The following is a 26,868-nucleotide window of genomic DNA, read 5'->3' on the forward strand; positions in this document are numbered from 1 at the left end:
GACGCCCGGCCGGTGGCCGGGGCGCTGACGACGTTCGACTGGCCTTGCACGGGCAGGCTGTTGAGTCCCCGGCGGCCGTCTCCTGACCGCAGACTCTCGCACATCCGTGCCGGTCCGTGCAGCGCGGGCCCCTCACGGGGGCGCCCGGACGCTCCGGGAACTGCCCCGTTCGCATCCGACATGTACGCGGCGACTGCTCCCGGGGGCGTGCCGACCGCCGGGGGCGGGCCCCGCGGCGCACCGACCGGGAGGCGGCGGAGCGGCGGCGGACCGGGGAACGTACGGGCGTGAGCGGCGCGCGGCGGGGCGCTCGACACGGCGGGCCCGCCGGCGGCGCGGGGCCCGGAGCAGCAGGACTCGGAGCAGCGGGGCCCGGAGCAGCAGGGCCCGGAGCAGCAGGACTCAGAGCAGCGGGGCCCGGAGCAGCAGGGCCCGGAGCAGCGGGACTCAGAGCAGCGGGGCCGCGACCGGCTGTCCGGTCACCGGGCCGAGCCCGGGGAGGGTGGCGCCGCGGACGTCCGGGACGGTGCCCTCGACCGCCAGGATCCGGTGCAGCCGGGTGGCCACCAGCAGGCGCTGGAGCTGCGCGGGCACGGCCCGCAGGACGAGCCGGCGGCCGAGCCGGCCGGCCCGGCGGTGGGTGCCCATGATGACGCCCAGGCCGGTGGCGTCCCAGGACTCCAGCCGGCCGAGGTCCAGCACGAGGTCGCCCTGGCCGCCGTCGACGGCCTGGTGCAGCAGGACCCTGGCGTCGGCGGCACTGCGCACGTCGAGGTGGCCTTCGAGGGCCAGTGCGGTGTGGTCACCGATGATGCGCATGCTCTCCTCCTCCGCTCGTAGGCCTGCCCACGGGCCTCGGCCTGCCGTCGGCCACCCGCCAGGGGCTGCCGGCCGCAGGTCGCCTTGTCGTTCCGGGTCGGTACGGCGCCGGCCGGACGGCTCCGACCGACGGGGTTCCGGCCGGTCCGGGTCCGGCGGTTTCGAGTCCGACGGGCGTTCGGGCCGGGCGGTCCGGGCGGGCACCCGCCCCGCGCTCCGGACCCCGGCGCTCGCACCGGGGCTCCCCCTCATCTGACGGTGAACCAGCTCCGCAGGTTGCTGCCGCGGACCAGACCTGAACCAACTTCACTCGTCCGAGGGAATATACGCAGTAAGTCCCCATACCTACGCTCGATTACCGCCCATATCACCCGTCTGCGGCACCTGCGTGAGGAAACTCACCCGCCCCCGGGCGGGCGGGCCGTACGATGTGCGATCCACCCGGGCCCGCCCGTCGCCGGCCCCCCGCTCCGGGGGTGCGGGGGTCAGCTCCCGTACGGGTAGAAGCCGCGGCCGCTCTTGCGGCCGAGGTCGCCCGCCGTGACCATCCGCGCCATGATCTCGGGCGCGGCGAACTTCTCGTCCTGGGTCTCCTCGTAGATGTTGCGCGCGGCGTGCAGCAGGATGTCCACGCCGGTCAGGTCGGCGGTCTGCAGCGGGCCCATCGGGTGGCCGAAACCGAGCCGGCAGGCGGTGTCGATGTCCTCGGCCGAGGCGACGCCCGACTCGTACAGCTTGGCGGCCTCGACGACCAGCGCGGTGATCAGACGGGTGGTGACGAAGCCGGCCACGTCACGGTTGACCACGACCACCTCCTTGCCCACCCCCTCGGCGAACTCGCGGACCACGGCCAGCGTCTCGTCACTGGTCTTGTAGCCGCGCACCAGCTCGACCAGCTTCATCAGCGGGACGGGCGAGAAGAAGTGCACGCCGACCACGGACTCCGGGCGCTCGGTCGCGGCGGCGATCCGGGTGATCGGGATGGCCGAGGTGTTGGAGGCCAGCACCGCGCCCTCCTTGGCGATCTTGTCGAGCTCCCGGAACACGCCCTCCTTGACGTCCAGGCGCTCGAACACGGCCTCCACCACGATGTCCGCGTCCGCCACCGCGCCCAGGTCGGTGGTGGTGGTGATCCGGGCGAGCGCCGCCTCGGCCTGCTCCGCGCCGAGCTTGCCCTTGGAGACGAACTTGTCGTACGAGGCCCGGATGCCGTCCAGGCCGCGGCGCAGCGCCTCCTCGGTGACGTCCCGCAGCACGACCGGGTGACCGGCCTGCGCGGCGACCTGCGCGATCCCGGCGCCCATCAGTCCGGCGCCGATCACGGCGATCTGCTTGCTGGGTACGTTGCTCATGGCTGGTCTCCCGGGGTGCCGTTTGACCGCCCTCCGCCGCCGGGGCCCGGTGCTCGGGCCGACGGCTCAGGGCGGTGCCTGAAGGCGGCCCAGGGCAGGGGTCACCCCCCGGAGCCGCGCCGCTCACCGCCGGACTCTAACGCCCCGGCAGGCCTCGTGGTGAGATTGGCCGGTGTGATCTGCGTCCGGACGGACGCACCGGCGAAGGGACCAACCCGTGCGAGGTCTGGCGTCCATGGCGCTCACCGCCGCGCTGATGGCGGTACTGATCCTGCTGCTGCGCTGGACCTACGGCAGCGGGAAGTCCCTGGTCGAACGGCGCCCGCGCACCGGCGCCCCCGAGGAGTACGGCCTGCTCGTCCCGGTCGCCGCCCCCGCCGACTCCGAGCAGGCCGGCCGACTCGCCGCGCGGCTCGACGCGGCCGGACTGCGGCACACCCTGGTGCCGACGGCCGAGGGCCCGCGGCTGATGGTCTGGCCCGCCGACGAGGCCGCCGCCAGGGCCGCCCTGCGGCGCGGCTGAGCCCCCGACGCGGCCCGGCCGGGCCCGCGGAGGGCCGCAGTCGGGCGCGGTCGGGCGCCGGGCCGCCCGTCAGGGCGCGACGAGCCCCAAGTCCTGCGCCAGGATGGCCGCCTGGACCCTGCTGCGCAGCTCCAGCTTGGCCAGGATCCGACTGACGTGCGTCTTGGTGGTCGCCTCCGCCATCTCCAGCCGCAGCGCGATCTCGCCGTTGGACAGGCCCGCACCCATGCAGGACAGCACCTCGCGCTCGCGCGGAGTCAACGCCTCCACCGCGGCCCTGGCCTCGGCACCCACCAGGCGCCCCGGGCGGGCGAAGGTGCCGATCAGCCGCCTGGTCACCGAGGGGGCCAGCATGCCGTCGCCCCGGGCCACCGTGCGGACGCCCTCGATCAGCGTGTCCGCCTCCAGGTCCTTCAGCAGGAAGCCCGCCGCCCCGGCGCGCAACGCCCCGTAGACGTACTCGTCGAGGTCGAACGTGGTCAGCACCAGCACCTCGGCGGCGCCGGCCGCCACCACCTGGCGGGTCGCCGAGACACCGTCGAGACGGGGCATCTGGATGTCCATCAGCACCACGTCCGGCCGCAGTTCCAGCGCGAGGCGCACGGCCTCCTCCCCGTCGGCCGCCTGCCCGACCACCTCGATCCCGGGCTCGGCGCCCAGGATCATCACCAGTGCGGCCCGGACCGCCGCCTGGTCCTCGGCCACCAGCACCCGGATCGTCATCCCCGCTCCTTCCCCTGCGCCACCAGCCCGCGCGGCAGCACCGCGCGGACCCGCCAACGGTCGCCGTGCGCCCCGGCCTCGAACCGCCCGCCGAGCAGGGCCGCCCGCTCCCGCATGCCCACCAGCCCGGCCCGGGCTCCGGGCAGCACCCGGCCCTCCCCCACCCGGTACGGGCTCTCCACCTCGATCTCCAGCTCCTCGGCCCGGTAGGTCAGCCGGAGCAGGACGGTGCCCGGCGCCGCGTGCTTGAGGGCGTTGGTCAGCGACTCCTGGACGATCCGGTAGGCGGCCAGCCCGACCGGCACCGCCAAGTCCCCTCGCTCGCCCAGCTCGTGCGCCTCGAAGGCCAGCCCGGCGTCCTGGCCCGCCGCCCTGGCGTTCTCCAGCAGGGTGTCCACCGCGTCGAGTTCGGGCGCCGCGTACGACTCCTCGGCCTCGCCGCCGCCGCTGGAGCGCAGCAGCCCGATCATCCGCCGCATCTCGGTCAGCCCCTGCACGCTGTTCTCCCGGATCACCGCCAGCACCTCGACCAGCGGGTCGTCCTGCGGCCGCTGCTGGCGGCGGGCCAGGGACTGTGCGCCGGTCGCGTGGATCGCGATGGCCGAGAGGTGGTTGGCGATGACGTCGTGCAGCTCCCGGGCCATCCGGGCGCGCTCGGCGACCACCGCGCCCCGGCGGTCCATCTCGGAGAGCAGCGCGGTCTGCTGCGCGCGCAGCCGCTCGGCGTCGGCCTCGTCCCGGTGCCGACGCAGCAGATCGGCCGTCCAGACCGGCGCGAGGAAGACCAGCGCCGCGAAGACGGCCACCAGCAGCGCGGCCGAGACGGTGCCGTAGAGCAGGGTCAGGCTGCTCAGCACCAGGGTCGATCCGGCGCCGGTGAGCTGCAGGATCAGCGGCATCCGCTTGGGCCCGTAGAGCACGGCGGCGTAGAGCAGGTCGGTGTACATGATGACGGTGGCCACCACCGACCCGGCGAAGATGTTGCCGGCGAAGACCAGCCCGCCCAGGCAGACCGTCCACACCGGATGGCTCCGGCGCAGCAGCTCCAGGGCGGCCATCAGGCAGAGCGGCAGCACCGCCAGCCAGCGCGGGACCATCGCGGAGTTGTCGTACGCGCCGGTGGCGATCAGTACCAGGCCGCCGAGCAGCCCCGCCAGGGCGATCGTGCGGTCCTCCTGGCGCGGGGTGAGGCTGAATCCGGTCACGGACCCCACCCAATCACCCGGCGGGGCCGTGCGCGCGGACCGGGGGGACGATCCGTCGTACATCGAAGGATGCAGGGCCCGTTCGGTACTGGTGACGACGACCCGGCCGGCCGGATCCCCGAGGCTGGAACCGACCACCGGAACCAGCGCGGGAGAGAGGAGCCGACCGTGATCGTGACCGTCGTCGTGGCCGGCGAGGTCGGCTTCTGGCTCGTGCTCGCCGCGGGCCTGGCCGCCCGCTACCTGCTCGGCCTGCGCCGGCTGGGTGCGGCGCTGCTGCTCGGCCTCCCGCTGGTGGACCTGGTCGTGGTCGGCGCGACCGTGCTGGACCTGCGGCACGGCGCCACCGCGAGCGCGACCCACGGCCTGGCCGCCGCCTACGTGGGCTTCACGGCCGCCTACGGGCACTCCCTGGTCCGCTGGGCCGACGCCCGGGCGGCCCACCGCTTCGCGGGCGGCCCGAAACCGCCCGGCGCACCGAAGTACGGCCGGGCGCGGGCCGTCCACGAGTGGCGGATCTTCGGCCGTACGCTGCTGGGCGCCGCCGTCACCGTCGCCCTGATCGCCGCGATGATCCTGCTGGCGGGCGACTCGGACCGAAGCGACGCGCTCACCGCCTGGTACCTCCGGATGGCCTGGGTGACGGGCGTCAGCCTGGTCGTCGCGGCCAGCTACACGGTCTTCCCCAAGCAGCCGCGCTGAGCGGCGGAGCCGGCGGGCGCGGGGCCGGCGGGCGCGGGGTCAGCGGTTCTCGCCCGGCACCCAGAGCACGTCGCCCTGCTCCTTGTTGGCGGCCCGGGCCAGGATGAACAGCAGGTCGGAGAGCCGGTTCAGGTACTTGGCGGTGAGCGGGTTGACGCTGTCGCCGTGCACCTCGATCGCCGCCCAGGTGGCCCGCTCGGCCCGCCGGACCACGGTGCAGGCCAGGTGCAGGTACGCGGCGCCGGCCGTACCGCCGGGCAGGATGAAGCTGCGGAGCTTCTCCAGCGACTCCAGGTAGAGGTCGCAGTCGGCCTCCAGCCGGTCGATGTACGTCTGCAGGACCCGCAGCGGCGGGTACTTCGGGTCCTCGACCACCGGGGTCGCGAGGTCGGCGCCGACGTCGAAGAGGTCGTTCTGGACCCGGGTCAGCACCGCCGACACGTCCTCGGCCAGCCCGCCGGCCGCGATGGCCACCCCGATCGCCGCGTTCGCCTCGTTGGTGTCCGCGTAGGCGATCAACCGGGGGTCGGTCTTGGTGGTGCGGCTCATGTCGCCCAGCGCCGTGGTGCCGTCGTCGCCGGTACGGGTGTAGATGCGCGTCAGATTGACCATGAGCAGCAGACTACTCAGGCCCGGCGGGGCTCACCCGTGATTGCGACGCCGATCACAAAGCCCTTCGCGGGGCCCTCGGGGACGGTGACCTCGGTCCCGTAGGGGACGCGGGTCTCGGCCTCGTACGTCGCCCGGTCGGGATGCGGGTCGGTCAGGACGGTGACGTGCCCGTCCCCGTCGAAGTCATCGATGACGACGTAGACCGGGATGCCCGCACGCGCGTACTCCCTGCGCTTGCGTACCCGGTCCCGCTTACGGTCCTCGTGCCCGCGCGACACCACCTCGGCGACGAGCTGGACATCCCCGCCCGCGATACCGAGCTGATTCGGGTCGGCCTCGTATTCCTCGGCCGCCACCAGCACATCGGGAATCCATGCCTTCTTGCCGTGGATCACGTTCGTGTCCTGGTATCCGGCGGAGCCGCTCCCGCTCAGGAAGGCGTCCAAGCCTCGTCGGAGACGGTTGGCCGCAAGAGCATGGGTCAAACGTCCGGTCGGCGACACCTCGATGAACCCCTCGACGATCTCGGCGTGAAAGCCCTCGGGGAGTTCCAGTGCTAGCCATGCCTGCCACAGGACCTCTTCGAGGTCGGGACGGTCGCCAAGGTCGAGATCTGCTTCACGGGCCATAGCGGTCATCGAGAACACACCTCCTCCGTACAGTGTGGGCGGGCGCAGTGCCGTGGCACAACCAACACCGCACACGCTAGGCGCGTCGATCCGCACTCCGGGAGGGATTCCCACCCGGGCCCTCGAACGAGTGATCCAGTGGTTCGAGGTTGACCCTCCCCCAGCCTCCGGCCGGGAGGTACCCCCACCCCGAGAGTCTCGTCGCTACGCGACGTTGACCCTCCCCCAGCCTCCGGCCGGGGGGACCCCCACCCCGAGAGTCCCGTCGCTACGCGACGTTGACTCTCTGCCCGGGCGGGGCGGCTTCGAGCCAGGCGAGGAAGCCGGTGAGGGCGTCGTCGCTCATGGCGAGCTCCAGGGGGGCGCCGTTGTGAAGGCAGCGCAGGACGACGGAGCCGGAGAGCAGGGCGAGCTCCTCCTGGCCCTCGGGGTAGCGGCGGCCGAGCACCTCGATCTCGCGGCGCGGCAGGACCCGGCGGGGGCGGGGGGCGTAGGAGAAGACCCGGAACCACTCGATGGAGTCGCCGCTGTAGCGGCCGATACCAAAAACCCACCCCTTGCCGTCGGTCTGCGGGACCGGGGCGGAGGTGGGTTTGCCGTTCTCGTCGAGATCGGGCTGCGTGGAGGCGTCGGCCGGCATTTTGAGCCGGTAGCTGCAGTCGAAGGTTCCTCCGACCCGCTGGATCACCCGCCGGCGTACGGCGAACGCCACCAGGCCCGCAACGCCGAGCGCCACGACCGCCGCACACACCACAAGGGCGAGGACCATGCTCACCGACCTCCTCGCTACCTGCGTACCCCGAATCGGCCGTGACGGTCGGCCGCACTGTCCTACCAACTGATACGACAGTCCCGGGGTCACGCTCGCGCGTCCCCGGGACCGTCGGTCTGACTGGGTTCAGGCAGCCTTGCGGCGGCCTGCCGCGACGAGGCGGACCTCGGCGCGTCGCTCGGCGTGCGCGTCGCTCTCGCCCTTGGCGAGGTCGAGCGCGCGCTCCGCGCGGGTGACATCGATCTCGTCCGCCAGCTCGGCGATCTCCGCGAGCAGAGAAAGCTTGTTGTCGGCGAAGGAGATGAAACCGCCGTGGACGGCGGCCACGACGACGTTGCCGTCGGTGGTCCGGATCGTCACCGGGCCGGACTCCAGCACGCTCAGCACCGGGGTGTGGCCCGGCATGATGCCGGTGTCACCGGAGGCCGTACGGGCGACAACGATGGTGGCCGCACCGGACCACACCTTGCGGTCGGCTGCGACCAGCTCGACGTGCAGCTCAGCCAACGTGGGCTCCTAGGCTCTTGCAACGCCCGATTACTCGGGAGTTTCGGTAAGAATAACGGGCCCGCGCCCCGGAGATGAAACCGGCGGCACGGAGATGACCGGAATCACAGTGAGTGCGCCGTGAGGGGTGGTCCCCAGGGCTCGGGGCCACCCCTCACGGTCACTCGACTGCTACCGGCCGGTCGCGACTACTTCTTCGCGAGCTCGGCGGCGTTCTTCTCGAGGTCCTCGATGCCACCGCACATGAAGAAGGCCTGCTCGGGGACGGAGTCGTACTTGCCGTCCGCGATCGCGTTGAAGGCCTCGATGGTCTCCGACAGCGGCACGGTCGAACCCTCGACACCGGTGAACTGCTTCGCCACGTAGGTGTTCTGCGAGAGGAAGCGCTCGATCCGACGGGCACGGTGGACGGTGAGCTTGTCCTCCTCGCCCAGCTCGTCGATGCCGAGGATCGCGATGATGTCCTGGAGGTCCTTGTACTTCTGCAGGATCCCCTTGATGCGGAGCGCCGTGTCGTAGTGGTCCTGCGCGATGTAGCGCGGGTCCAGGATGCGGGACGTGGAGTCCAGCGGGTCGACGGCCGGGTAGATGCCCTTCTCGGAGATCGGACGGGAGAGAACCGTCGTCGCGTCGAGGTGGGCGAAGGTGGTGGCCGGCGCCGGGTCGGTCAGGTCGTCCGCGGGGACGTAGATCGCCTGCATCGAGGTGATCGAGTGACCGCGGGTCGAGGTGATGCGCTCCTGGAGGAGGCCCATCTCGTCGGCCAGGTTCGGCTGGTAGCCCACCGCGGAGGGCATGCGGCCGAGCAGGGTCGACACCTCGGAACCGGCCTGGGTGAACCGGAAGATGTTGTCGATGAAGAGCAGGACGTCCTGCTGCTCGACGTCACGGAAGTACTCCGCCATCGTCAGAGCGGACAGGGCGACGCGCAGGCGGGTGCCCGGCGGCTCGTCCATCTGGCCGAAGACCAGCGCGGTCTTGTCCAGAACGCCCGAGTCGACCATCTCGTGGATGAGGTCGTTGCCCTCACGGGTGCGCTCGCCGACACCGGCGAACACCGACACACCACCGAAGTTCTCGGCGACGCGGTAGATCATCTCCTGGATCAGAACGGTCTTGCCGACACCGGCACCACCGAACAGACCGATCTTGCCACCCTGGACGTACGGGGTGAGCAGGTCGATGACCTTGATGCCGGTCTCGAACATCTCCGTCTTGGACTCGAGGTCCTTGAAGGCCGGGGCCTTGCGGTGGATCGGCCAGCGGACCTCGACCTGGGACTCGAACTCGTCCTTGTCGACGTTCAGGACCTCACCGAGGGCGTTGAAGACCTTGCCCTTGGTGACCTGGCCGACCGGGACCTCGATGGCCTTGCCGGTGTCACGCACGACCGTGCCGCGCACGACGCCGTCGGTCTGCTGCATCGAGATGCCGCGGACCAGGCCGTCGCCGAGGTGCTGGGCGACCTCGAGCGTCAGGGTCTTCGTGCCGCCGTCCGACGTCTCGACGTCGAGCTTCAGCGCGTTGTACATGTTGGGAATCGCGTCGACGGGGAACTCCACGTCGACGACCGGGCCGATGACCCGCGCGACGCGGCCCGTCGCCGTGGTCGGCTCAACAGTGGTGGTCATGTCTTATTCACTCCCCGCGTTAGCGTCGGCGAGGGCGTTGGCGCCGCCGATGATCTCGCTGATTTCCTGGGTGATCTCGGCCTGTCGGGCCGAGTTGGCAAGCCGCGTGAGCGCCTTGATGAGCTCTTCCGCGTTGTCGGTAGCCGACTTCATCGCACGACGCCGGGCGGCGTGCTCCGAGGCGGCCGACTGCAGCAGCGCGTTGTAGATCCGGCTCTCGACGTACCGCGGCAGCAGTGCGTCGAGAACGCCCTCGGCCGACGGCTCGAAGTCGTACAGCGGGAAGATCTCCGCCTTGGCCGGCTTCTCGTCGCTGAGCTGGACCTCGTCCAGCTTCAGCGGCAGCAGCCGGGCCTCGACGGCGGTCTGGGTGAGCATCGACTCGAACTTGGTGGAGACCAGGTGGAGCTCGTCCACCCCGCCGTTCTCCGCCGTGAACGCCTCGATCAGCGCGCCGGCCACCGTCTTCGCGTCACCGTAGGTCGGCTTGTCGGAGAATCCCGTCCACGACTGCGCTACCTCGCGGTGGCGGAAGTTGTAGTACGAGACGCCCTTGCGACCGACGATGTACGTCACCACGTCCTTGCCCTCGGCCTGCAGGCGCTCGGTGAGAGCGCCCGCCTGCTTGATGGCGTTGGTCGAGTAGCCGCCGGCCAGGCCGCGGTCCGCCGTGATCAGCAGGACCGCGGCGCGGGACGCCGCCGGGTTCTCGGTGGTGAGCGGGTGCTTGGCGTTGGACCGGGTGGCCACCGCCGTCACCGCCCGGGTGAGCTCATCGGCGTACGGAGTGGAGGCGGCCACCGCGCGCTGCGCCTTGACGATGCGCGACGCGGAGATCATCTCCATCGCCTTGGTGATCTTCTTCGTCGCGGTGACAGAGCGGATCCGGCGCTTGTAGACCCGAAGCTGTGCTCCCATGGGTCGTTACGTCCTTTCCCTCGCTACCGGACTCAGGCCTGCTCGCCGAGGAGCTTGCCGTCGGCGGTGGTGAAGCCCAGCTTGAAGGCCTTGATCGCCTCGGTCAGCGCGTCGATCGTGCCGTCCTCCAGCTTGGAGGTCTCCACGATGCCGGCCAGCAGGTCCTTCTTCGAGGTCCGCAGGTGGTCCAGGAACTCGCGCTCGAAGCGGCGGATGTCCGCCACCGGGACGTCGTCCAGCTTGCCGGTGGTGCCGGCCCAGATGGAGACGACCTGCTCCTCGACCGGGAACGGCTGGTACTGGCCCTGCTTGAGCAGCTCGACCATGCGCGCACCGCGCTCCAGCTGGGCCTTGGAGGCCGGGTCCAGGTCGGAACCGAAGGCGGCGAACGCCTCCAGCTCGCGGTACTGGGCCAGGTCCAGGCGCAGGCGGCCGGCGACCGACTTCATGGCCTTGATCTGGGCCGAGCCACCGACGCGGGAGACCGAGATGCCGACGTTCACGGCCGGGCGGATGCCGGCGTTGAACAGGTCGGACTCCAGGAAGCACTGGCCGTCGGTGATCGAGATGACGTTGGTCGGGATGTACGCCGACACGTCGTTGGCCTTGGTCTCGATGATCGGCAGACCGGTCATCGAGCCCGCGCCCAGCTCGTCGGAGAGCTTCGCGCAGCGCTCCAGCAGGCGGGAGTGCAGGTAGAAGACGTCACCCGGGTAGGCCTCGCGGCCCGGCGGACGACGGAGCAGCAGCGACACGGAGCGGTACGCCTCGGCCTGCTTCGACAGGTCGTCGAAGATGATGAGGACGTGCTTGCCGTCGTACATCCACTCCTGGCCGATGGCCGAGCCGGTGTACGGGGCGAGGTACTTGAAGCCCGCGGGGTCGGAGGCGGGAGCAGCCACGATCGTGGTGTACTCCAGCGCGCCGGCCTCCTCCAGGGCGCCACGGACCGACGCGATGGTCGAGCCCTTCTGGCCGACGGCGACGTAGATGCAGCGGACCTGCTTCTTCGGGTCGCCCGAGCGCCAGTTGTCGCGCTGGTTGATGATCGTGTCGATCGCCACCGCGGTCTTGCCGGTCTGGCGGTCGCCGATGATCAGCTGGCGCTGGCCGCGGCCGATCGGGGTCATCGCGTCGATGGCCTTGATGCCGGTCTGCATCGGCTCGTGGACCGACTTGCGGACCATGACGCCGGGGGCCTGCAGCTCCAGGGCGCGGCGGCCGCTGGAGGCGATGTCGCCCAGGCCGTCGATCGGGTTGCCCAGCGGGTCCACGACGCGGCCGAGGTAGCCCTCGCCGACCGGAACGGAGAGGACCTCGCCGGTGCGGTGCACCGTCTGGCCCTCCTCGATCCCCGAGAACTCACCGAGGATGACGACACCGATCTCGCGGGTGTCGAGGTTCAGCGCGAGGCCGAGCGTGCCGTCCTCGAACCTCAGCAGCTCGTTGGCCATGACCGAGGGCAGGCCCTCGACATGGGCGATACCGTCCGCCGCATCAGTAACCGTGCCGACCTCTTCACGCGAGGCGGCGTCCGGCTGGTACGACTGGACAAAGTCGGCCAGCGCGTCCCGGATTTCCTCCGGACGGATCGTAAGCTCCGCCATCAGGCTTCCCTGCTCTCCTAGTTTGCGATCCTCGGCCCGCCATTGAGGGCCGCAAGTATTCGACTCTCGGCCGGGTCGTTGCGAACCGGCCGTACGATTTACCGGCTCCCGCCATGCGGGGCCGGCGCCCGACCGAGGGTCGGATGTTGCTCGGTGCTCAGCCTTCGAGGGCCTGGCGAGCGCCTTCGAGGCGGCTCGACACGGTCCCGTCGATGATCTCGTCGCCGATCTGCACCCGGACACCGCCGCGGACCGCGGGGTCGACGTCGATGTTCAGGTGGACCTGGCGGCCGTACAGCCGGCCGAGGGCGCCCGACAGGCGCTCCTTCTGGCTGTCCGACAGCGGCACCGCGCTGGTGACCACGGCCACCACGCGACCGCGCCGGGTGGCGGCGAGCTTCGAGTAGGACTCGAGGCCCTGCTCAAGGCTACGTCCACGCGGGTTCGCGACCAGGCCGGTGACCAGCCGGACGGTGCCCGGGTTGGCCCGGCCGCCGAGCAGCTTGACGACCAGCGCGGCCTTGGCGGCGGCACCGGCCTTCGGCTCGGTGAGCGCACTGCGCAGCTCGTGCGAGCCGCTGACGATCCGGCCGAAGCGGAACAGCTCGTCCTCGACGTCGTCCAGGGCACCGGCCTTGTCGGCGGCGATGACCTCGGCGTACGCGGCGAGCTCCTCGGTGGCGTCCACCAGGTCACGCGCGCCCGACCAGCGGGAGCGGGCGAGGCCCGACACCAGGTCGACGGTCACGCCCGAGACCTGGCCCGCGAACAGCGAGCCGACCAGCGCGGCCTTGTCCTGACCGGACCGCGAGGGGTCGGTCAGGACACGGCGCAGCGACACCTCGCGGTCCAGCAGGACCGTGACGGCGGCGAGCTCCTCGGCCAGCGCGGCCGCGTCCACCGAGGTGGAGTCGGTCAGGCTGTCGAGGTTCTTCCGCCCGGCTGCGAGGGCCTCACGGCTTGCGCCGATCACTTGGCAGCCGCCGTGGACGCGGCGGCCTTGGCCTCCAGGTCCTCAAGGAAACGGTCGATCACGCCGCTCTGCCGGGCGGAGTCCTCAAGGGACTCGCCGACGATGCGGGAGGCCAGCTGCGAGGCGAGCGAACCCACGTCGGAACGCAGGGCCGCAGTCGCCTGCTTCTTGTCCGCCTCGATCTGGGCGTGGCCCGCGGCGACGATGGCCTCGCGCTGACGCTGGCCCTCCTCGCGCATCTCCGCGACCAGGGCAGCGCCCTGCTCACGGGCCTGCTCGGTGATCCGGGCGGCCTCGTGACGCGCCTCGGCGAGCTCGGCGCGGTACTGCTCGAGCAGGGCCTGAGCCTCGCGCTGAGCGACCTCGGCTCGCTCCATACCGCCCTCGATGGCGTCCCGGCGGTCCGCCAGCACCTTCTCGATGCTGGGCAGGAGCTTCTTGCCGAGGAGGCCGAAGACGATGAAGAAGCAGAGCAGGCCGATGATGACCTCGGGCCATGCGGGGAGGAGAGGATTCATCTTCTCCCCCTCCTCCGCAAGGAAGACCACGGGGCTCATATCAGAACCTTTCGTCGAAAAGGGCTACCGATGTGCCGGAATCAGACACCGAACACGAACGGCATGACGATGCCGATGAGCGCGAGCGCCTCGGTCAGAGCGAAGCCGATGAACATGTTGGAGCGGATCAGGCCGGCAGCCTCGGGCTGACGAGCCATGGCCTGCACACCGTTGCCGAAGATCAGACCGACACCGATGCCGGGGCCGATCGCGGCGAGGCCGTAGCCGATGGAAGCGACGGAACCGGAAACCTCAGCGAGAGCGGACATCTCTGCTAATCCTTTGCGGGGTGGAGAACCGGTGGTGGTTGGCCACCGGGAGATCGGGAGGGCGCAGCCGGAAGGCTGCGGGGCTCAGTGCGCCTCTTCGAGGGCACCGGCGATGTAGCTGCTGGCGAGCATCACGAAGATGTAGGCCTGCAGGAACTGGACCAGCAGCTCGAAGCCGGTGAGGCCGACCGCGACGATGAACGACGCGGAGCCGTAGAGCGCACCGAGGCTCGGGCTGAGCAGGTACCAGGAGGCGATGGAGAACATCACGATCAGCAGGTGGCCGGCGAACATGTTCGCGAAGGCTCGGACCGCGAGCGTGAAGGGGCGCACGAAGATGTTCGAGAAGAACTCGATCGGCACCAGGATGAACATGACCCAGCCGGGGATGCCCGACGGCCAGCAGAGGTTCTTCAGACCGCCGACGAAGCCGTGCTTCTTGAAGGTCAGGCCCATGTACGTCACCCAGACCACGGCCGCGAGGCCGGCCGGGAATCCGATCGCCGCCGTCACGGGGAACTGGGCGAACGGGATCACGGACATGATGTTCATGATCCAGACGAAGAAGAACATCGAGACCAGCATCGGGACGTACTTCTCGCCCTTTTTGCCGATCGTCTCCAGCACGATGCTGCGCTTGACGAAGTCGTAGCCGATCTCGCCGACCAGCTGCAGCTTGCCGGGGAGGAGCTTCGGCCTGGCGAACGCCGCCCAGAAGAAGCCGATGACCAGCAGGGCTGCGATCATCGACAGGAGCATCGGCTTGTTGAAGTCGACGCTCCCGATCGTGAAGATCGGCTCGAACTGGAACTCGTTCAGACCGGGGGCCGGGAAGCCGCAGCCGGAGAACAGGTGGCAGCCAGCCTCTGAGGCGAGCGGCGTGAGCTGGTCAGCACTCACCACGGACTCCTTCGTCGTGACGCATGGTTACGGCAACCTCGGTGTGTCGGCGTGGCCTGCGGCCACGGTGCGGCACTGGAACTTGATGGGTTTCTCGCCGACCCGGCGCGGCGGTGTCGGGCACCGTCGCGGGATCATCGAAGACTGCGCGGGTCCGGGGGGCGATCCGTCCGTCTGGCGGATGGACCTGGCCTCTTCCCGTACTCCGTTGTTGCGACGGACGATAGCAGCCCGTCAGTACCGCATAAACACCGCCCCCCTCGTTGGGGGGACAGTTGGGGCTCGTCACTGTTGACGCCCCGAGTCACCGGGCTTGTCGGCCTTGTTTTCGGAGGCGTCGGGCTGGACGTAGTAGATCTTCGCCTTCAGCGCGCCGCGCACCTGGAAACCCGTCCAGATCAGAGCGCAGCCGAGCAGCGTGAAGCCGAAGACCTTGGTGTCGAAGAGCGTCGTTTTCTTGAACACCGCGAGAACGATCGCCACCAGCAGGATCTGAGTGGTATAGACCAGCAGGCCCGCAGCCATCATCATCTGCGGGTTGTTCCTGGTCAGCCGATCCAGGGCGAGCTGTCCGGAGGCGAAGAAGACGATCACCAGCAGGGTCGCGAAGAGTGCGCCGAGCAGCCCCTTGCCACCCACGACCGCGGTCGAGATCGCCATGGCGATGACTCCGGCGACCGCAGTGGGGATTGCGGCGCCGCGAAGGATCCGGGCGTCGGGGGACGGCATGTCGGCAACTCCGGCGGCATGTCGGGGAAACGGGGGACGGGCGCACAATGCGGTGGATGGCACCTACCGGAGGAATCGCCGCAGGCCGGCCGCTTGGCGGCGAGCCCGTCGAGGGAGACCCGACCAGGGACGGAAGTCCTCCACCTGTCAGGTCTTTCGGCGCGTTTCTCGGTACTCGTGAACGGTATCACAAACTATTTGATGAGAGCTTTACCATGAACGTGTGGTACCTGTCACACCGATGGCCCAGTAGTGCCGCCGTACGGGTGAAGCAGATTGACACACCATCACACGCGCCGGTCAGCCCTCGCGCGAGCCCCGCCCACGCCCGCGCCCGCTCACCGCGGACGCGCCGGTGCCGAGCCGGACGAGCAGGTCCTTGTCCTTCGCCGAGAGCTCCGCCATGGCGGGCGCCGCGGCGCCCGCGTCCTCGCCCCGCGCCCCGGCCGGCGCCTTGTCCCCGGCCAATGCCGTACCCGGTTCGGAGTCCGCGGCGGTCGGCGCCGCACCGGGCTCGCCCTCCGCGCCGTCCAGCGCCGGGCCCCGCTCGGCGTCCGCGTCGGCCCCGGCCCGGCGGTAGCGCGGCGGCACGAAGGCCTGCACGGCCTGCGGGGCGTGCGGACGGAACCGCGGGATCAGCAGCACGACGATGCCCAGCAGGCAGAACCCGGCGATGGTCAGCACCACGGTCCGGCCGGTGTCGGTGACCGAGAAGGCCACCGTGCCGAAGGCGATCAGCGCGGCCCAGAAGTACATGATCAGCACGGCCCGGCTGTGCGAGTGCCCGACCTCCAGCAGCCGGTGGTGCAGGTGCTGCTTGTCCGCGGCGAACGGCGACTTCCCCGCCCAGGTGCGGCGGACCACCGCGAGCAGCAGGTCGGCCAGCGGCAGCGCGATGACGGTCAGCGGCAGCAGCAGCGGGATGTAGACGGGCACCAGGGTGTGCACGGTGACGGCGAGCGACTCGGTGCGGTCGGTCAGCAGGTCCGGGTCGACCCGGCCGGTGATGGAGATCGCCGAGACGGCCAGCATCAGGCCGAGCATCATCGAGCCGGAGTCACCCATGAAGATCCGCGCCGGGTGCAGGTTGTGCGGCAGGAAGCCCAGGCACATCCCGATCAGCAGGGCGCTGAAGAGCACCGCGGGGGCGGCGGCGGTGATCGTGTAGCCGTACCAGAGGCGGTACGAGTAGAGGAAGAAGGCTCCCGCGGCGATGCAGACCATGCCGGCCGCCAGGCCGTCCAGGCCGTCGATGAAGTTCACCGCGTTGACCATGATGACGACCAGGGCCACCGAGATGACCATGCCCTGGGTCGGGCCGACCGCCACCGTGCCGTAGCCGGGCAGCGGCAGCGAGATCACCGTGACGCCCTGCCACACCATCACGCCCGCGGCGATCATCTGGCCGCCCAGCTTGACCAGTGCGTCGACGCCCCACTTGTCGTCCAGCACGCCGAGGATCCACATGATCCCGGCGCCGGAGAGCAGCGCCCTGATGTCCGACCCCTCGACGAAGGCCTTGCTCAGGTTGTCGAGTTGGGAGGCGACCAGGATGCCGGCGCAGAGTCCGCCGAACATCGCGATGCCTCCGAGCCGGGGAGTCGGCTCGCGGTGCACGTCACGGGCGCGGACCGGGGGCATGGCGCCGGCCAGGATGGCGAACCTGCGGACCGGTCCGGTCAGGAGGTAGGTGACGGCCGCGGTGCAGAACAGCACCAGGAGATACTCACGCACCACGCGCCTCCAGCGTCACAGTCCGACGGGTGAATACCGAAGGTACTCCCGTGCTCTTCCGGGGTTCGAGGTGCGTCGCCACGGCACATACCTTATTGAGTTGGACGCCGTCCTTGTGCATCGCGGTTCGCGCTGACGGGTACGGATCCCCGTTCGGGCCGCCGGCCGGGCGGTTTCCGGGCCCGCTCCGACCCCCGCGCGCGGCCGGTACGAGGCCCGATCCGGCCCTCAGCCCCGACCGGCGAACCGCCACGCGAGCTCCCGCACCCGGGCCCCGATCCGGGCCTGCGGACCGCCTTCGAGCACCTGCCCGATCAGCGCGGCGATCTCGGCGAGCTCCGCCTCGCCCATCCCCTGCGCGGTGACCGCACCCGTGCCCAGCCGGATCCCCGAACCCTCCGCGACCGGCGCCGGATCGTAGGGCAGCGCGCACTTGCCCAGCATCAGGCCCACCGCGGCGCACCTGCGCTCGGCCTCCGCGCCGCTGAGGCCGAGCGGGGAGACGTCGGCCGTCACCAGGTGGGTGTCGGTGCCGCCGGTCGTCGGGCGCAGGCCCGCCCCGGCCAGCGCGGCGGCCAGCACCCGGGCGCCGTCGACCGTGCGGCGGGCGTAGTCCCGGTACGCGGGGGTGGCCGCCTCGGCGAAGGCCACCGCCTTGCCGGCCACCTCGTTCATCGCCGCGCCGCCCTGGGTGAACGGGAAGACCGCGCGGTCCACCCGGTCGGCCAGCTCGGCCGTGCAGAGCAGCAGGCCGCCGCGCGGGCCGCGGAGCAGCTTGTGGGTGGCCGCGACGGTGACGTCCGCGTACGGGACGGGCGAGGGGGCCACTCCCGCGGCCACCAGGCCGGCGGTCTGCGCGGCGGAGGCGATCAGATAGGCGTCGACCTCGTCGGCGATCTCCCGGAAACCCGCCCAGTCCAGGTGGCGGGGGTAGGAGATGCCGCCCGCGATGATCGCCTTCGGACGGTGCAGGCGGGCCAGCTCGCGGACCTGGTCCAGGTCGACCAGGCCGTCCTGCTCGCGGACGCCGTAGCCGACGAACTCGAACCACCGGCCGGAGAAGTTGGCGCGCGAGCCGCAGCTGAGGTGCCCGCCGTGCTCCAGCGACATCGACAGCACCACGTCGCCGGGCCGCAGCAGCGCCGCGTACGCCGCCAGCATGGCCGAAGTCGCGGACCGGGGCTGGACATTGGCGTGCGGGGCGGCGAACAGCTGGCGGGCCCGGTCGACGGCCAGCAGCTCCGCGGCGTCCGCCAGCGTGCAGCCGGTGTGGTGGCGCCGGCCCGGGTAGCCCTCGGCGTACTTGTCGATCAGCGGGCCGCCGAGCGCGGCCAGCACGGCCGGGCTGGTGAGGTTCTCCCCCGCGAGCAGCTGCACGCTCTCGGCCCGCCGCTCGGCTTCGGCCGAGAGCAGGTCGGCCAGCTGCGGATCGGCCTGCCGCAGCACCTGCGGGGCCTGCCATCCGACGGCGCCGCCGACCGGCCCGTCCGCGACGACGGCGGCACCGCCGCTGTCGGGAAGTCCGGTGTCGGGGAGTCCGGTGTCTGAGCGGCCGGTCGAGGCATCGGTGACGGTCATGGCGGAACTCCCGGCGGCGTCGCGGGTGGGGGCACTCCCGGCAGGGGGCGGCTCCTCCAGCGTAGGACCGGCCCGCGGAGGCGTCATGCCGACGCGGGGAGGGTGCACCCGTCAGGGCGCAGGGCTGCCGCGGCCGGTGACGTGCGAGCCGCTCAGCGCGGTGCCCGGACCCCGGTCAGCGCGGTGACGACCGGATCCACGGCGTGGAATATCTCCTCGCCGCAGTTGCGGAACATCCCGATCGGCGCGCCGTACGGGTCGTCGACCTCGTCCGACTCGGGGGACGCCGCGAGCAGCCAGCCGCGCAGCGCGGCGGCCGCCCGGACCAGTGCGCGGGCCCGCTCGGTGACGTCGGCGCCGCGCCGCGGGTCGGGCAGGGTGCCCGGGTCGATCCGGCGCACCAGCCGGGTGAACTCCTTCAGCGTGAAGGTGCGCAGCCCGGCCGCGTGGCCCATCGAGATCACCTGGGCGCGGTGGTCCAGCGTCGCGGTGAGCACCAGGTCCGCCTCGACCACGTGCTCGTCCAGCAGCTCGCGGCCGGTGAAGCCGCCGCTGTCCGCGCCGTACTCGTCCAGGACGGTCGCGGCGTGCGCCTCCATCGGGGCGCCCTCGTGGCCCCAGGTCCCGGCGCTCTCCACCAGGATCCGGCCGGCCACCCGGGGGCTGAGCCGGGTGTCCAGCTCACGCCGGGTGAGCCGCTCGGCGATCGGCGAGCGGCAGATGTTCCCGGTGCAGACGAAGAGGATCCGGAAGTGGTCCAGCGGGCGGGGGGACACGCTCAGGTACGGCGATATGCCGGGCCCCGCGTGCAGGGAGGTCGCCGTCAACTGCCGGCCTCCAGGTCGGGGACGACCTCCCTCAGCTGCTCGGCGCTGATCGCGCCGGCCCGCAGCAGGACCGGGACCTTGCCCGTGACGTCGACGATCGAGGAGGCGGTGGCGTGGTCGGCCCGGCCGCCGTCCAGGTACACCGAGATGGCGTCGCCGAGCTGCTCCTGGGCCTCGTCGCAGGTGGCCGGGGACGGGCCGCCGGTGCGGTTGGCGCTGGACACGGCGAGCGGGCCGGTGGTGTTCAGCAGCTCGATCGCGACGGGGTGCAGCGGCATCCGGACGGCGACGGTGCCCCGGGTCTCGCCGAGGTCCCAGCGCAGCGAGGGCTGGTGCTTGGCGACCAGGGTGAGACCGCCCGGCCAGAAGGCGTCGACCAGCTCCCAGGCCTGCTCGGAGAAGTCGGTGACCAGGCCGTGCAGCGTGGTCGGCGAGCCGACCAGGACCGGGGACGGCATGTTGCGTCCACGGCCCTTGGCGGCCAGCAGCGCGGCGACCGCGTCCGGGGAGAAGGCGTCCGCGCCGACCCCGTAGAGGGTGTCGGTCGGCAGCACGACGATCTCACCGCGGCGGATCGCCGCGGCGGCCTCGCGCAGTCCGGTGGCGCGGTCCCCTGCGTCGGCACAGTCGTAGCGGCGGCTCATCGGTGCGGTCCCCTTCCGAAATGGCTCATGACGTTGGCGGCGGGGTTCACGATGACACCCCCGGCGCGGTGCTGCGGTGTCCGGTTCTGGTGGAGCGGTCGGTCCCGGTCGCGGTGCTGCGGCCGGGCACCGGGTGTCCGGCGGTCACCACGGCGCCTCGTGGGCCGTCGCGCCGTGCCCGGCCCTCACGACGACGCCCGGCGGGCCGTCGTGCCGTGCCCGGTGTTCACAGCGACGCCTTGCGGGCCGTCGTGAACCGCGGACGGTTGTTCAGGTCCCGGTGGTCGGCCGCGTCCGTCCAGCCGCCCTCCTCGTTGAAGATCCACGGCACCTGGCCGCCCTGGGTGTCCGCGTGCTCGATCACGACCGCTCCGCCGGGGCGCAGCAGCCGGGCGGCGACGCGCTCGATGCCGCGGATGGTGTCCAGGCCGTCCTCGCCGGAGAACAGCGACATCTGCGGGTCGTGGTCGCGGGCCTCGGGCGCAACGTACTCCCACTCGGTGAGCGGGATGTACGGCGGGTTGCTGATCACCAGGTCGAAGCGGCCGTCCCAGGAGCGGTCGTCCTCGAAGGCGCGGGTGGCGTCCCCGGCGTGCAGGGTGACCCGGGCGCGGTCGGAGCTGGCGGCGATGTTGCGCCGGGTGTAGCGCATCGCGCCCTCGTCCAGCTCGAAGGCGTGCACCTGGGAGCGCGGCAGCTCCTGGGCCAGGGCCAGCGCGATGGCGCCGGAGCCGGTGCACAGGTCGACCACCAGCGGTTCGGCGACGTCCATGTCCCGGACGGCGTCTATGGCCCACTCGACGACGGTCTCGGTCTCCGGGCGGGGCACGAACACCCCCGGGCCGACCTCCAGCTCCAGGTACCGGAAGAAGGCCCGGCCGGTGATGTGCTGGAGCGGCTCGCGCGCCTCGCGGCGCGAGATGGCCTCCCAGTAGCGCGCGTCGAAGTCGCCGTCGGCCACGGTGTGCAGCTGGCTGCGCTTGACGTTGTGGATGTGCGCGGCGAGTTCCTCCGCGTCGAAGCGCGGCGAGGGCACGCCGGCCGCGGCCAACCGCTGGGTGGCCTGGGCCACCTCGGCGAGCAGCAGGTTCATCCGTACGTACCCCTTCCGGCACAGCCCGGTCGTCGCATCCGGGCCGGGTTGCTCAGTTCTGTTGTGCCGAGGCGAGCTTGGCCGCCGCGTCCGCGTCCACGCACGACTGGATCACCGGGTTCAGCTCGCCGTCCAGGACCTGGTCCAGGTTGTACGCCTTGAAGCCCGTGCGGTGGTCCGAGATGCGGTTCTCCGGGTAGTTGTACGTCCGGATGCGCTCGGAGCGGTCCACGGTGCGGACCTGGCTACGACGCGCGTCCGAGGCCTCCTGTTCGGCGGCCTCCTGCGCGGCGGCCAGCAGCCGTGAGCGCAGGATACGCATGGCCGACTCCTTGTTCTGGAGCTGGCTCTTCTCGTTCTGGCAGGAGGCCACGATACCGGTCGGCAGGTGGGTGATCCGGACGGCCGAGTCGGTGGTGTTGACGGACTGGCCGCCGGGGCCCGAGGAGCGGTACACGTCGATCCGCAGATCGTTCGCGTGGACCTCGACCTCGACCTCCTCCGCCTCCGGGGTGACCAGCACGCCGGCCGCCGAGGTGTGGATGCGGCCCTGGGACTCGGTGGCCGGCACGCGCTGCACGCGGTGCACGCCGCCCTCGTACTTCAGCCGGGCCCAGACGCCGTGGCCGGGTTCGATGGTGCCCCTGGTCTTCACGGCCACCGAGACGTCCTTGTAGCCGCCGAGGTCGGACTCGTTGGAGTCGATGATCTCGGTCTTCCAGCCGATGCGCTCGGCGAAGCGCAGGTACATCCGGAGCAGGTCGCCGGCGAACAGCGCGGACTCCTCGCCGCCCTCGCCCGCCTTGATCTCCAGGATGACGTCCTTCTCGTCGCTCGGGTCCCGGGGCACCAGCAGCAGGCGCAGGTCCTCGGTCAGCTCGGCCTGGCGGGCCTCGGAGGCCTTCACCTCGGCGATGAAGTCCGGGTCCTCGGCCGCGAACTCGCGGGCCGCCTCGATGTCCTCGCCGGCCTGGCGCCAGGCGCGGTAGGTGGCGGTGATCGGAGTGAGCTCGGCGTAGCGCTTGGCGAGCTTGCGGGCGTTCGCCTGGTCCGCGTGGACGGACGGGTCGGCCAGCCGCTCCTCGAGGGCGGCGTGCTCGACGAGGAGCTCTTCGACTGCCTCGAACATGGGATGGCCTACTTCCGGATCGGTCTGTGGTGGCGGCTGTGCGCGGGGGTGCGGCGGTGGGACGCGAACGGCGCCGGTCCCGGTGCCCCCGTACTGGACGGGGACACCGGAGACCGGCGCCGTGGGAGCGCTAGGCCTGCTTGCCGCTGTGGCCCTTGCCGAAGCGGGCCTCGAAGCGGGCGACGCGGCCACCGGTGTCCATGATCTTCTGCTTGCCGGTGTAGAACGGGTGGCACTGCGAGCACACCTCGGCGCGAATGACGCCGCTGGTCTCGGTCGAGCGGGTGGTGAACTCGTTGCCACAGGTGCAGGTCACGGAGGTGACCACGTACGTGGGGTGAACGTTGGGCTTCAAGGGGTTCTCCTAGGTTCGGGAGGGCACCGGGTCGGCGTCTGATTAGCCGCACGTGAACCGGGACCGACGGACCAGTCTGCCAGGACTGCCCGCTTCTTCCCAAACCGGGGACGGTGCGGGGATATTCCGGGCCCTCCCGGAGCCGCCCCGGGCCCGGTCCGGCCCGCCCCGGCCGGCGCTCCCTAGTGACGGACGGCGGCCGCCGGCGAGCTGGCCGCGGAGGCCCCGGAGGGCGGTGTGGCGGCGCCGGAGGGCGAGGTGGCCGGATTGCCCGGCTGCACCGCCAGGACGGCCTGCGGGATGGCCTGGTCGCCCCTGAGGGCCGTCCACAGCTGCCCCGCCTGGGGCTGCTGGGAGACCACCCGGTTCGGGTCGGAGGGCGCCGTCGCCACCGGCAGGGTGACCATGGACAGTTCCTCCGGGCCGATGTCCTTGAGCGACTGCGCGAGGCCGACCAGGGAGTTCACCGAGGCGAGGTCGGAGTCGGTGGTGATGCTGCTGGTCAGCGTGTCGCCGACGGACCACAGCTTGACCGGGTTGGACAGCAGTCCGATGCTGCCGACCTGCTGCAGCACGGACTTCAGCATCTGCTTCTGCAGTTCGATCCGGCCCAGGTCGCTGCCGTTGCCGATGCCGTGCCTGGTCCGGACGAAGGCGAGCGCGGCGGCGCCGTCGAGGTGGTGGGTGCCGGCCGCGAGGTCGAGGCCGCTGTCCTTGTCGTGGATGGCCACCGTGGTCGTCACGGTGACCCCGCCTATGGAGTCGACCACGTGCGCGAAGCCCGAGAAGTCGATCTCGACGTAGTGGTTCATCCGCAGCCCGGTCAGCTGCTCGGCGGTCTTCACCGCGCAGGCCGCGCCGCCGGTCTCGTACGCGCTGTTGAACATCGCCCGCTGGACGGCGGGGACGGTCCGGCCGGCGGCGTCGGTGCAGGCCGGGCGGGCGACCAGGGTGTCGCGCGGGATGGAGACCACCTGGGCGCCGGTGTGCGCCTGGTTGACGTGCACCACCATCGCGGTGTCCGAGCGGGCGGTGTCGGTGGTGTCGCCGCCGGCCAGGGCGCCGTTGCCGCCGGCCCGCGAGTCCGAGCCGAGCACCAGCAGGTTGAAGGAGCCGTCGGTGGCCGCCGGGGGCCGGGCGGTGCCCAGGCTGGCGTCGATGTCGACGCTCTTGAGGTTCCCGTTGAACTTCCAGTACGCGTAGCCAGCCGCCCCGGCGCCGAGGACGACGAGCGCCACGAGACCGCAGGCGGCGATCCGCAGGGCCCGGCTGCGACTGCTGCGGCCCGTCCGGTGATCAGCCATCTGGTCCCGTCCTCGCATAGGCGGCTTATGAGAGTTTTACGATGGATGGCCGATATGACCACTCTTTCGAGGATAAGCGAAGGCGCCCGGTCAGGCGGCCGGACGGCGGGGAGGCGGGTCCCGGGCCCGGGCCCGGCCGGAGCGGGGAACGCCGGAGCCCCGGGCCGCGTGGGCGGCCCGGGGCTCCGGGGTGGTGCGACCGTGCTGCTGGTCAGTCGCCGGACCCGGGGGTCGTCTTGGCGATCTGCATCAGGAACTCGGCGTTGCTCTTGGTCTGCTTCATCTTGTCCAGCAGCAGCTCGATGGCCTGCTGCGAGTCGAGCGCGTGCAGCACCCGGCGGAGCTTCCAGGTGACGGCCAGCTCCTCCTTGCCCAGCAGGATCTCCTCCTTGCGGGTGCTGGAGGCGTCGACGTCGACGGCCGGGAAGATGCGCTTGTCGGAGAGCTTGCGGTCGAGCTTGAGCTCCATGTTGCCGGTGCCCTTGAACTCCTCGAAGACGACCTCGTCGGCCCGGGAGCCGGTCTCCACCAGCGCGGTGGCGAGGATGGTCAGCGAGCCGCCGTTCTCGATGTTGCGCGCGGCGCCGAAGAACTTCTTCGGCGGGTAGAGCGCGGTCGAGTCGACACCACCGGACAGGATGCGGCCGGAGGCCGGCGCCGCCAGGTTGTAGGCGCGGCCCAGGCGGGTGATCGAGTCCAGCAGGATCACCACGTCGTGGCCCAGCTCCACCAGGCGCTTGGCGCGCTCGATGGCCAGCTCGGCGACCACGGTGTGGTCCTCGGCCGGGCGGTCGAAGGTCGAGGAGATGACCTCGCCCTTCACCGACCGCTGCATGTCGGTGACCTCTTCCGGACGCTCGTCGACCAGGACGACCATCAGGTGGCACTCGGGGTTGTTGTGGGTGATCGCGTTGGCGATCGCCTGCATGATCATCGTCTTGCCGGTCTTCGGCGGGGCGACGATCAGACCGCGCTGGCCCTTGCCGATCGGCGACACCAGGTCGATGATCCGGGTGGTCAGCACGCCCGGGTCGGTCTCCAGGCGCAGGCGCTCCTGCGGGTACAGCGGGGTCAGCTTGCCGAACTCGGGACGGCCGCGGCCGCTCTCCGGGTCCATGCCGTTGACGGAGTCCAGCCGCACCATGGCGTTGAACTTCTCGCGGCGCTCGCCGTCCTTGGGCTGGCGCACGGCGCCGGTGATCGCGTCACCCTTGCGCAGGCCGTTCTTGCGCACCTGGGCGAGCGAGACGTAGACGTCGTTGCTGCCCGGCAGGTAGCCGGAGGTGCGCACGAACGCGTAGTTGTCGAGGATGTCCAGGATGCCCGCGACGGGGATCAGCACGTCGTCGTCGCCGACCTGCGGCTCGGCCGGGCCGACGTCGAAGCCGTCGCGGCGGGTGCCGCGGCCCCGGCGGTCGCGGTAGCGGCCACGGCGGCCGCGGCGTCCGTCGCCGAACTCGTCGTCGTCGTAACCGCCCTGCTGGACCTGCGGCTGGCCGCCGCCCTGCTGGGTCTGCCGGCTCGGCTGGGCGTCGCCCTGGGCGCCGGACTGCTGACCGGACTGCGGCTGGCCCTGGCCGCCCTGGCGCTCGGCCCGGTCGCGGCGGTTGCGGCGGTCGCGGCGCGACTCGCGGCCGTCGCCGTCCTGGCCGGCCTGCCCGTCGGCGACGTCCTGGCGCTCGCCGCCCTCGCGGCGGTCGCGACGGTCCCGGCGGTCACGGCGGCTCTCACCGCGACCGTCCTCCTGACGACCCTCGAACGCGCGGGTCTCGCCCTGCTTGACGTCCGCCTGGCGGGCCTCGGCCTTGCCGGCCTCCGCCTGCTTGGCCTCGGTGGCGACCGACGCGGCGGCCGCCTCGTCGGCGGTCGGGGCGCCGGCGGCGGAGGTCGCGCGGCGGCGGGTGCGCTCGGCACGGGCCGGCGCGGTGGTCTCGGCCGCGGCCTGGACCGGGATGTCGATCTGGGTCTGCGGCTCGTCGGCCGGGGCCTCGACCGGAGCGGCCGCGGCGCGGCTGCGACGGGCGGGCTTCTCGGCCGGCTCGGCGGCCGGGGCCTCGGCCGGGGCGGCCTTCGCGGCGCGCTTGGCGGCCGGAACGGCGGGCGCGGAGCCGGCGAGCAGCGGGTCGCCGCCGCTCTTCTCCTTGATGGCCTCGATCAACTGGCTCTTGCGCAGGCGCCCGGTGCCACTGATGCCCAGCGTCGAGGCGAGCTTCTGCAGCTCGGCCAGGACGAGACCGTCAAGGCCCGCGGCGGCGGTGCGACGGCGTCGTGCCGGGGCCGCAGGGGCCGCGGCTGCGTCCGACGCCTCGGCGTCGGGGCGCGCGCCCATCAGATCGGTGGTGTCGCTCACTAAGGGTCCTTCCCTGGAGCGGACGTCGGCCTGTCTGGCTCGGCGACCGGTTGTGCTGTCCTGACCGACGCTCGTCTGCGTCGGCCCGAGGCTGTGGTCCCCCGAATGAAGGTGCCAGTCGGGAGAGAGCTGCGAGGTGCGGTGCGTGAAGCACGGGTGGTGCTCGGTCTGCGCGGTGGACCGGTCTCGTGCCGGCCCGCGCCCTCCTTGCCCGCCATGGAGCCGGAGGATCCCACTGCCTGCGAATCCCTGGCCCCCGTTGCGAGACGGTCGCCCGTGTTCCGCCCGGCCGGGCCTCAGGTTGGAGACCGCGGGTGGGAGTCAGGTGCCGTCGCGGCTTCGGGATGCGGCCTCAATCGCGCAGGCAGGCTGCGTACGCGCTGTGGCGGGCTCCCGGAGAATCGCGGTCCCGTGCATCGCCCTGAC

The 26,868-nt window shown here is 71.6% G+C and carries 27 protein-coding genes; 2 read left to right on the plus strand and 25 right to left on the minus strand.

Annotation, left to right across the window (positions count from 1 at the left end; translation table 11 throughout):
* Positions 1-447 precede the first annotated feature (447 nt).
* Both ACFTWP_RS12755 and ACFTWP_RS12760 read right to left on the minus strand, forming a co-directional pair.
* A complete protein-coding gene (locus ACFTWP_RS12755) occupies positions 448-819 on the minus strand; it encodes an STAS domain-containing protein (RefSeq protein WP_380264499.1) in 372 nt (123 codons plus the stop codon).
* A gap of 485 nt (positions 820-1,304) precedes the next feature.
* Complete coding sequence (locus ACFTWP_RS12760) at positions 1,305-2,171, minus strand: 3-hydroxyacyl-CoA dehydrogenase family protein (protein ID WP_380264500.1); 867 nt, start codon at positions 2,169-2,171, stop codon at positions 1,305-1,307.
* Positions 2,172-2,406: 235 nt separating this feature from the next.
* Here ACFTWP_RS12760 and ACFTWP_RS12765 point away from each other — a divergent pair, with 235 nt between their 5' ends.
* A complete protein-coding gene (locus tag ACFTWP_RS12765; RefSeq protein ID WP_380264501.1) occupies positions 2,407-2,694 on the plus strand; it encodes a hypothetical protein in 288 nt (95 codons plus the stop codon).
* Between the two features lie 69 nt (positions 2,695-2,763).
* On the opposite strand, the gene ACFTWP_RS12770 is transcribed toward ACFTWP_RS12765, so the two are convergent.
* Together ACFTWP_RS12770 and ACFTWP_RS12775 are read right to left on the minus strand one after the other, a co-directional pair.
* Positions 2,764-3,417, minus strand: a complete 654-nt coding sequence (locus ACFTWP_RS12770; RefSeq protein ID WP_380264502.1) for a response regulator — start codon at positions 3,415-3,417, stop codon at positions 2,764-2,766.
* Complete coding sequence (locus ACFTWP_RS12775) at positions 3,414-4,622, minus strand: sensor histidine kinase (RefSeq protein ID WP_380264503.1); 1,209 nt, start codon at positions 4,620-4,622, stop codon at positions 3,414-3,416. The genes ACFTWP_RS12770 and ACFTWP_RS12775 overlap by 4 nt, the downstream gene beginning before the upstream one ends.
* 168 nt (positions 4,623-4,790) lie before the next feature.
* Between ACFTWP_RS12775 and ACFTWP_RS12780 the strand changes: the two genes are divergently transcribed.
* The gene (locus tag ACFTWP_RS12780) at positions 4,791-5,324 is read left to right on the plus strand and encodes a hypothetical protein (protein WP_380264504.1); all 534 of its coding nucleotides are present in this window, start codon (positions 4,791-4,793) and stop codon (positions 5,322-5,324) included.
* Between the two features lie 39 nt (positions 5,325-5,363).
* Here ACFTWP_RS12780 and ACFTWP_RS12785 read toward each other — a convergent pair whose 3' ends face one another.
* The 21 genes from ACFTWP_RS12785 to rho form a co-directional block, all read right to left on the minus strand.
* Positions 5,364-5,936: a cob(I)yrinic acid a,c-diamide adenosyltransferase gene (locus tag ACFTWP_RS12785; RefSeq protein ID WP_380264505.1), complete on the minus strand. Its 573-nt coding sequence runs from the start codon at positions 5,934-5,936 to the stop codon at positions 5,364-5,366.
* A gap of 14 nt (positions 5,937-5,950) precedes the next feature.
* The gene (locus ACFTWP_RS12790; protein ID WP_380264589.1) at positions 5,951-6,574 is read right to left on the minus strand and encodes a Uma2 family endonuclease; all 624 of its coding nucleotides are present in this window, start codon (positions 6,572-6,574) and stop codon (positions 5,951-5,953) included.
* Between the two features lie 259 nt (positions 6,575-6,833).
* Entirely contained in the window at positions 6,834-7,334 is a 501-nt protein-coding gene (locus ACFTWP_RS12795; RefSeq protein ID WP_380264506.1) for a DUF2550 domain-containing protein, read from the minus strand.
* A gap of 129 nt (positions 7,335-7,463) precedes the next feature.
* The gene (locus ACFTWP_RS12800; RefSeq protein WP_380264507.1) at positions 7,464-7,844 is read right to left on the minus strand and encodes a F0F1 ATP synthase subunit epsilon; all 381 of its coding nucleotides are present in this window, start codon (positions 7,842-7,844) and stop codon (positions 7,464-7,466) included.
* A gap of 188 nt (positions 7,845-8,032) precedes the next feature.
* A complete protein-coding gene (gene atpD, locus ACFTWP_RS12805; RefSeq protein ID WP_191289505.1) occupies positions 8,033-9,475 on the minus strand; it encodes a F0F1 ATP synthase subunit beta in 1,443 nt (480 codons plus the stop codon).
* Between the two features lie 3 nt (positions 9,476-9,478).
* Positions 9,479-10,393 (minus strand): F0F1 ATP synthase subunit gamma, encoded by a 915-nt coding sequence (locus tag ACFTWP_RS12810; protein WP_380264508.1) that lies wholly within the window; start codon positions 10,391-10,393, stop codon positions 9,479-9,481.
* Between the two features lie 32 nt (positions 10,394-10,425).
* A complete protein-coding gene (gene atpA, locus ACFTWP_RS12815; protein WP_073926119.1) occupies positions 10,426-12,000 on the minus strand; it encodes a F0F1 ATP synthase subunit alpha in 1,575 nt (524 codons plus the stop codon).
* Positions 12,001-12,157: 157 nt separating this feature from the next.
* Positions 12,158-12,973, minus strand: coding sequence for a F0F1 ATP synthase subunit delta (locus ACFTWP_RS12820; protein WP_380264509.1), 816 nt, complete (start codon positions 12,971-12,973; stop codon positions 12,158-12,160).
* Positions 12,970-13,530, minus strand: a complete 561-nt coding sequence (locus ACFTWP_RS12825) for a F0F1 ATP synthase subunit B (RefSeq protein ID WP_073926121.1) — start codon at positions 13,528-13,530, stop codon at positions 12,970-12,972. The genes ACFTWP_RS12820 and ACFTWP_RS12825 overlap by 4 nt, the downstream gene beginning before the upstream one ends.
* Positions 13,531-13,571: 41 nt before the next feature.
* The gene (gene atpE / locus ACFTWP_RS12830) at positions 13,572-13,799 is read right to left on the minus strand and encodes an ATP synthase F0 subunit C (RefSeq protein ID WP_355650837.1); all 228 of its coding nucleotides are present in this window, start codon (positions 13,797-13,799) and stop codon (positions 13,572-13,574) included.
* An 84-nt stretch (positions 13,800-13,883) separates the two neighbouring features.
* A complete protein-coding gene (gene atpB / locus ACFTWP_RS12835) occupies positions 13,884-14,699 on the minus strand; it encodes a F0F1 ATP synthase subunit A (protein ID WP_380264510.1) in 816 nt (271 codons plus the stop codon).
* 285 nt (positions 14,700-14,984) lie between these two features.
* Entirely contained in the window at positions 14,985-15,428 is a 444-nt protein-coding gene (locus ACFTWP_RS12840) for a hypothetical protein (RefSeq protein WP_380264511.1), read from the minus strand.
* 300 nt (positions 15,429-15,728) lie between these two features.
* Positions 15,729-17,162 carry an MraY family glycosyltransferase gene (locus tag ACFTWP_RS12845; protein WP_380264512.1) on the minus strand — a complete coding sequence of 478 codons (1,434 nt, stop codon included), beginning with the start codon at positions 17,160-17,162 and terminating at the stop codon, positions 15,729-15,731.
* Between the two features lie 228 nt (positions 17,163-17,390).
* Positions 17,391-18,740, minus strand: a complete 1,350-nt coding sequence (gene glyA, locus ACFTWP_RS12850) for a serine hydroxymethyltransferase (protein WP_380264513.1) — start codon at positions 18,738-18,740, stop codon at positions 17,391-17,393.
* A gap of 152 nt (positions 18,741-18,892) precedes the next feature.
* Positions 18,893-19,552, minus strand: coding sequence for a protein-tyrosine-phosphatase (locus ACFTWP_RS12855; protein ID WP_380264590.1), 660 nt, complete (start codon positions 19,550-19,552; stop codon positions 18,893-18,895).
* Between the two features lie 11 nt (positions 19,553-19,563).
* Positions 19,564-20,211 (minus strand): L-threonylcarbamoyladenylate synthase, encoded by a 648-nt coding sequence (locus ACFTWP_RS12860; protein WP_380264514.1) that lies wholly within the window; start codon positions 20,209-20,211, stop codon positions 19,564-19,566.
* 226 nt (positions 20,212-20,437) lie between these two features.
* The gene (prmC, locus tag ACFTWP_RS12865) at positions 20,438-21,304 is read right to left on the minus strand and encodes a peptide chain release factor N(5)-glutamine methyltransferase (protein ID WP_380264515.1); all 867 of its coding nucleotides are present in this window, start codon (positions 21,302-21,304) and stop codon (positions 20,438-20,440) included.
* Between the two features lie 52 nt (positions 21,305-21,356).
* Complete coding sequence (gene prfA, locus ACFTWP_RS12870; RefSeq protein ID WP_380264516.1) at positions 21,357-22,433, minus strand: peptide chain release factor 1; 1,077 nt, start codon at positions 22,431-22,433, stop codon at positions 21,357-21,359.
* Between the two features lie 130 nt (positions 22,434-22,563).
* Complete coding sequence (gene rpmE, locus ACFTWP_RS12875) at positions 22,564-22,788, minus strand: 50S ribosomal protein L31 (RefSeq protein ID WP_380264517.1); 225 nt, start codon at positions 22,786-22,788, stop codon at positions 22,564-22,566.
* Positions 22,789-22,970: 182 nt separating this feature from the next.
* Positions 22,971-24,092, minus strand: a complete 1,122-nt coding sequence (locus ACFTWP_RS12880; RefSeq protein ID WP_380264518.1) for an LCP family protein — start codon at positions 24,090-24,092, stop codon at positions 22,971-22,973.
* A 211-nt stretch (positions 24,093-24,303) separates the two neighbouring features.
* Positions 24,304-26,442 carry a transcription termination factor Rho gene (rho, locus tag ACFTWP_RS12885; protein WP_380264519.1) on the minus strand — a complete coding sequence of 713 codons (2,139 nt, stop codon included), beginning with the start codon at positions 26,440-26,442 and terminating at the stop codon, positions 24,304-24,306.
* Between the last annotated feature and the right edge of the window lie 426 nt (positions 26,443-26,868).

This window comes from Kitasatospora sp. NPDC057015 (assembly GCF_042673745.1).
Lineage (GTDB): Bacteria > Actinomycetota > Actinomycetes > Streptomycetales > Streptomycetaceae > Kitasatospora.

Coding starts and splice junctions, on each gene's coding strand:
- ACFTWP_RS12755 (WP_380264499.1), bottom strand. CDS start 819: ATGCGCATCATCGGTGACCACACCGCACTGGCCCTCGAAGGCCACCTC.
- ACFTWP_RS12760 (WP_380264500.1), bottom strand. CDS start 2,171: ATGAGCAACGTACCCAGCAAGCAGATCGCCGTGATCGGCGCCGGACTG.
- ACFTWP_RS12765 (WP_380264501.1), top strand. CDS start 2,407: ATGGCGCTCACCGCCGCGCTGATGGCGGTACTGATCCTGCTGCTGCGC.
- ACFTWP_RS12770 (WP_380264502.1), bottom strand. CDS start 3,417: ATGACGATCCGGGTGCTGGTGGCCGAGGACCAGGCGGCGGTCCGGGCC.
- ACFTWP_RS12785 (WP_380264505.1), bottom strand. CDS start 5,936: ATGGTCAATCTGACGCGCATCTACACCCGTACCGGCGACGACGGCACC.
- ACFTWP_RS12790 (WP_380264589.1), bottom strand. CDS start 6,574: ATGACCGCTATGGCCCGTGAAGCAGATCTCGACCTTGGCGACCGTCCC.
- ACFTWP_RS12795 (WP_380264506.1), bottom strand. CDS start 7,334: ATGGTCCTCGCCCTTGTGGTGTGTGCGGCGGTCGTGGCGCTCGGCGTT.
- atpD (WP_191289505.1), bottom strand. CDS start 9,475: ATGACCACCACTGTTGAGCCGACCACGGCGACGGGCCGCGTCGCGCGG.
- ACFTWP_RS12810 (WP_380264508.1), bottom strand. CDS start 10,393: ATGGGAGCACAGCTTCGGGTCTACAAGCGCCGGATCCGCTCTGTCACC.
- atpA (WP_073926119.1), bottom strand. CDS start 12,000: ATGGCGGAGCTTACGATCCGTCCGGAGGAAATCCGGGACGCGCTGGCC.
- ACFTWP_RS12825 (WP_073926121.1), bottom strand. CDS start 13,530: ATGAGCCCCGTGGTCTTCCTTGCGGAGGAGGGGGAGAAGATGAATCCT.
- atpE (WP_355650837.1), bottom strand. CDS start 13,799: ATGTCCGCTCTCGCTGAGGTTTCCGGTTCCGTCGCTTCCATCGGCTAC.
- ACFTWP_RS12840 (WP_380264511.1), bottom strand. CDS start 15,428: ATGCCGTCCCCCGACGCCCGGATCCTTCGCGGCGCCGCAATCCCCACT.
- glyA (WP_380264513.1), bottom strand. CDS start 18,740: ATGACCGTCACCGATGCCTCGACCGGCCGCTCAGACACCGGACTCCCC.
- ACFTWP_RS12860 (WP_380264514.1), bottom strand. CDS start 20,211: ATGAGCCGCCGCTACGACTGTGCCGACGCAGGGGACCGCGCCACCGGA.
- prmC (WP_380264515.1), bottom strand. CDS start 21,304: ATGAACCTGCTGCTCGCCGAGGTGGCCCAGGCCACCCAGCGGTTGGCC.
- prfA (WP_380264516.1), bottom strand. CDS start 22,433: ATGTTCGAGGCAGTCGAAGAGCTCCTCGTCGAGCACGCCGCCCTCGAG.
- ACFTWP_RS12880 (WP_380264518.1), bottom strand. CDS start 24,092: ATGGCTGATCACCGGACGGGCCGCAGCAGTCGCAGCCGGGCCCTGCGG.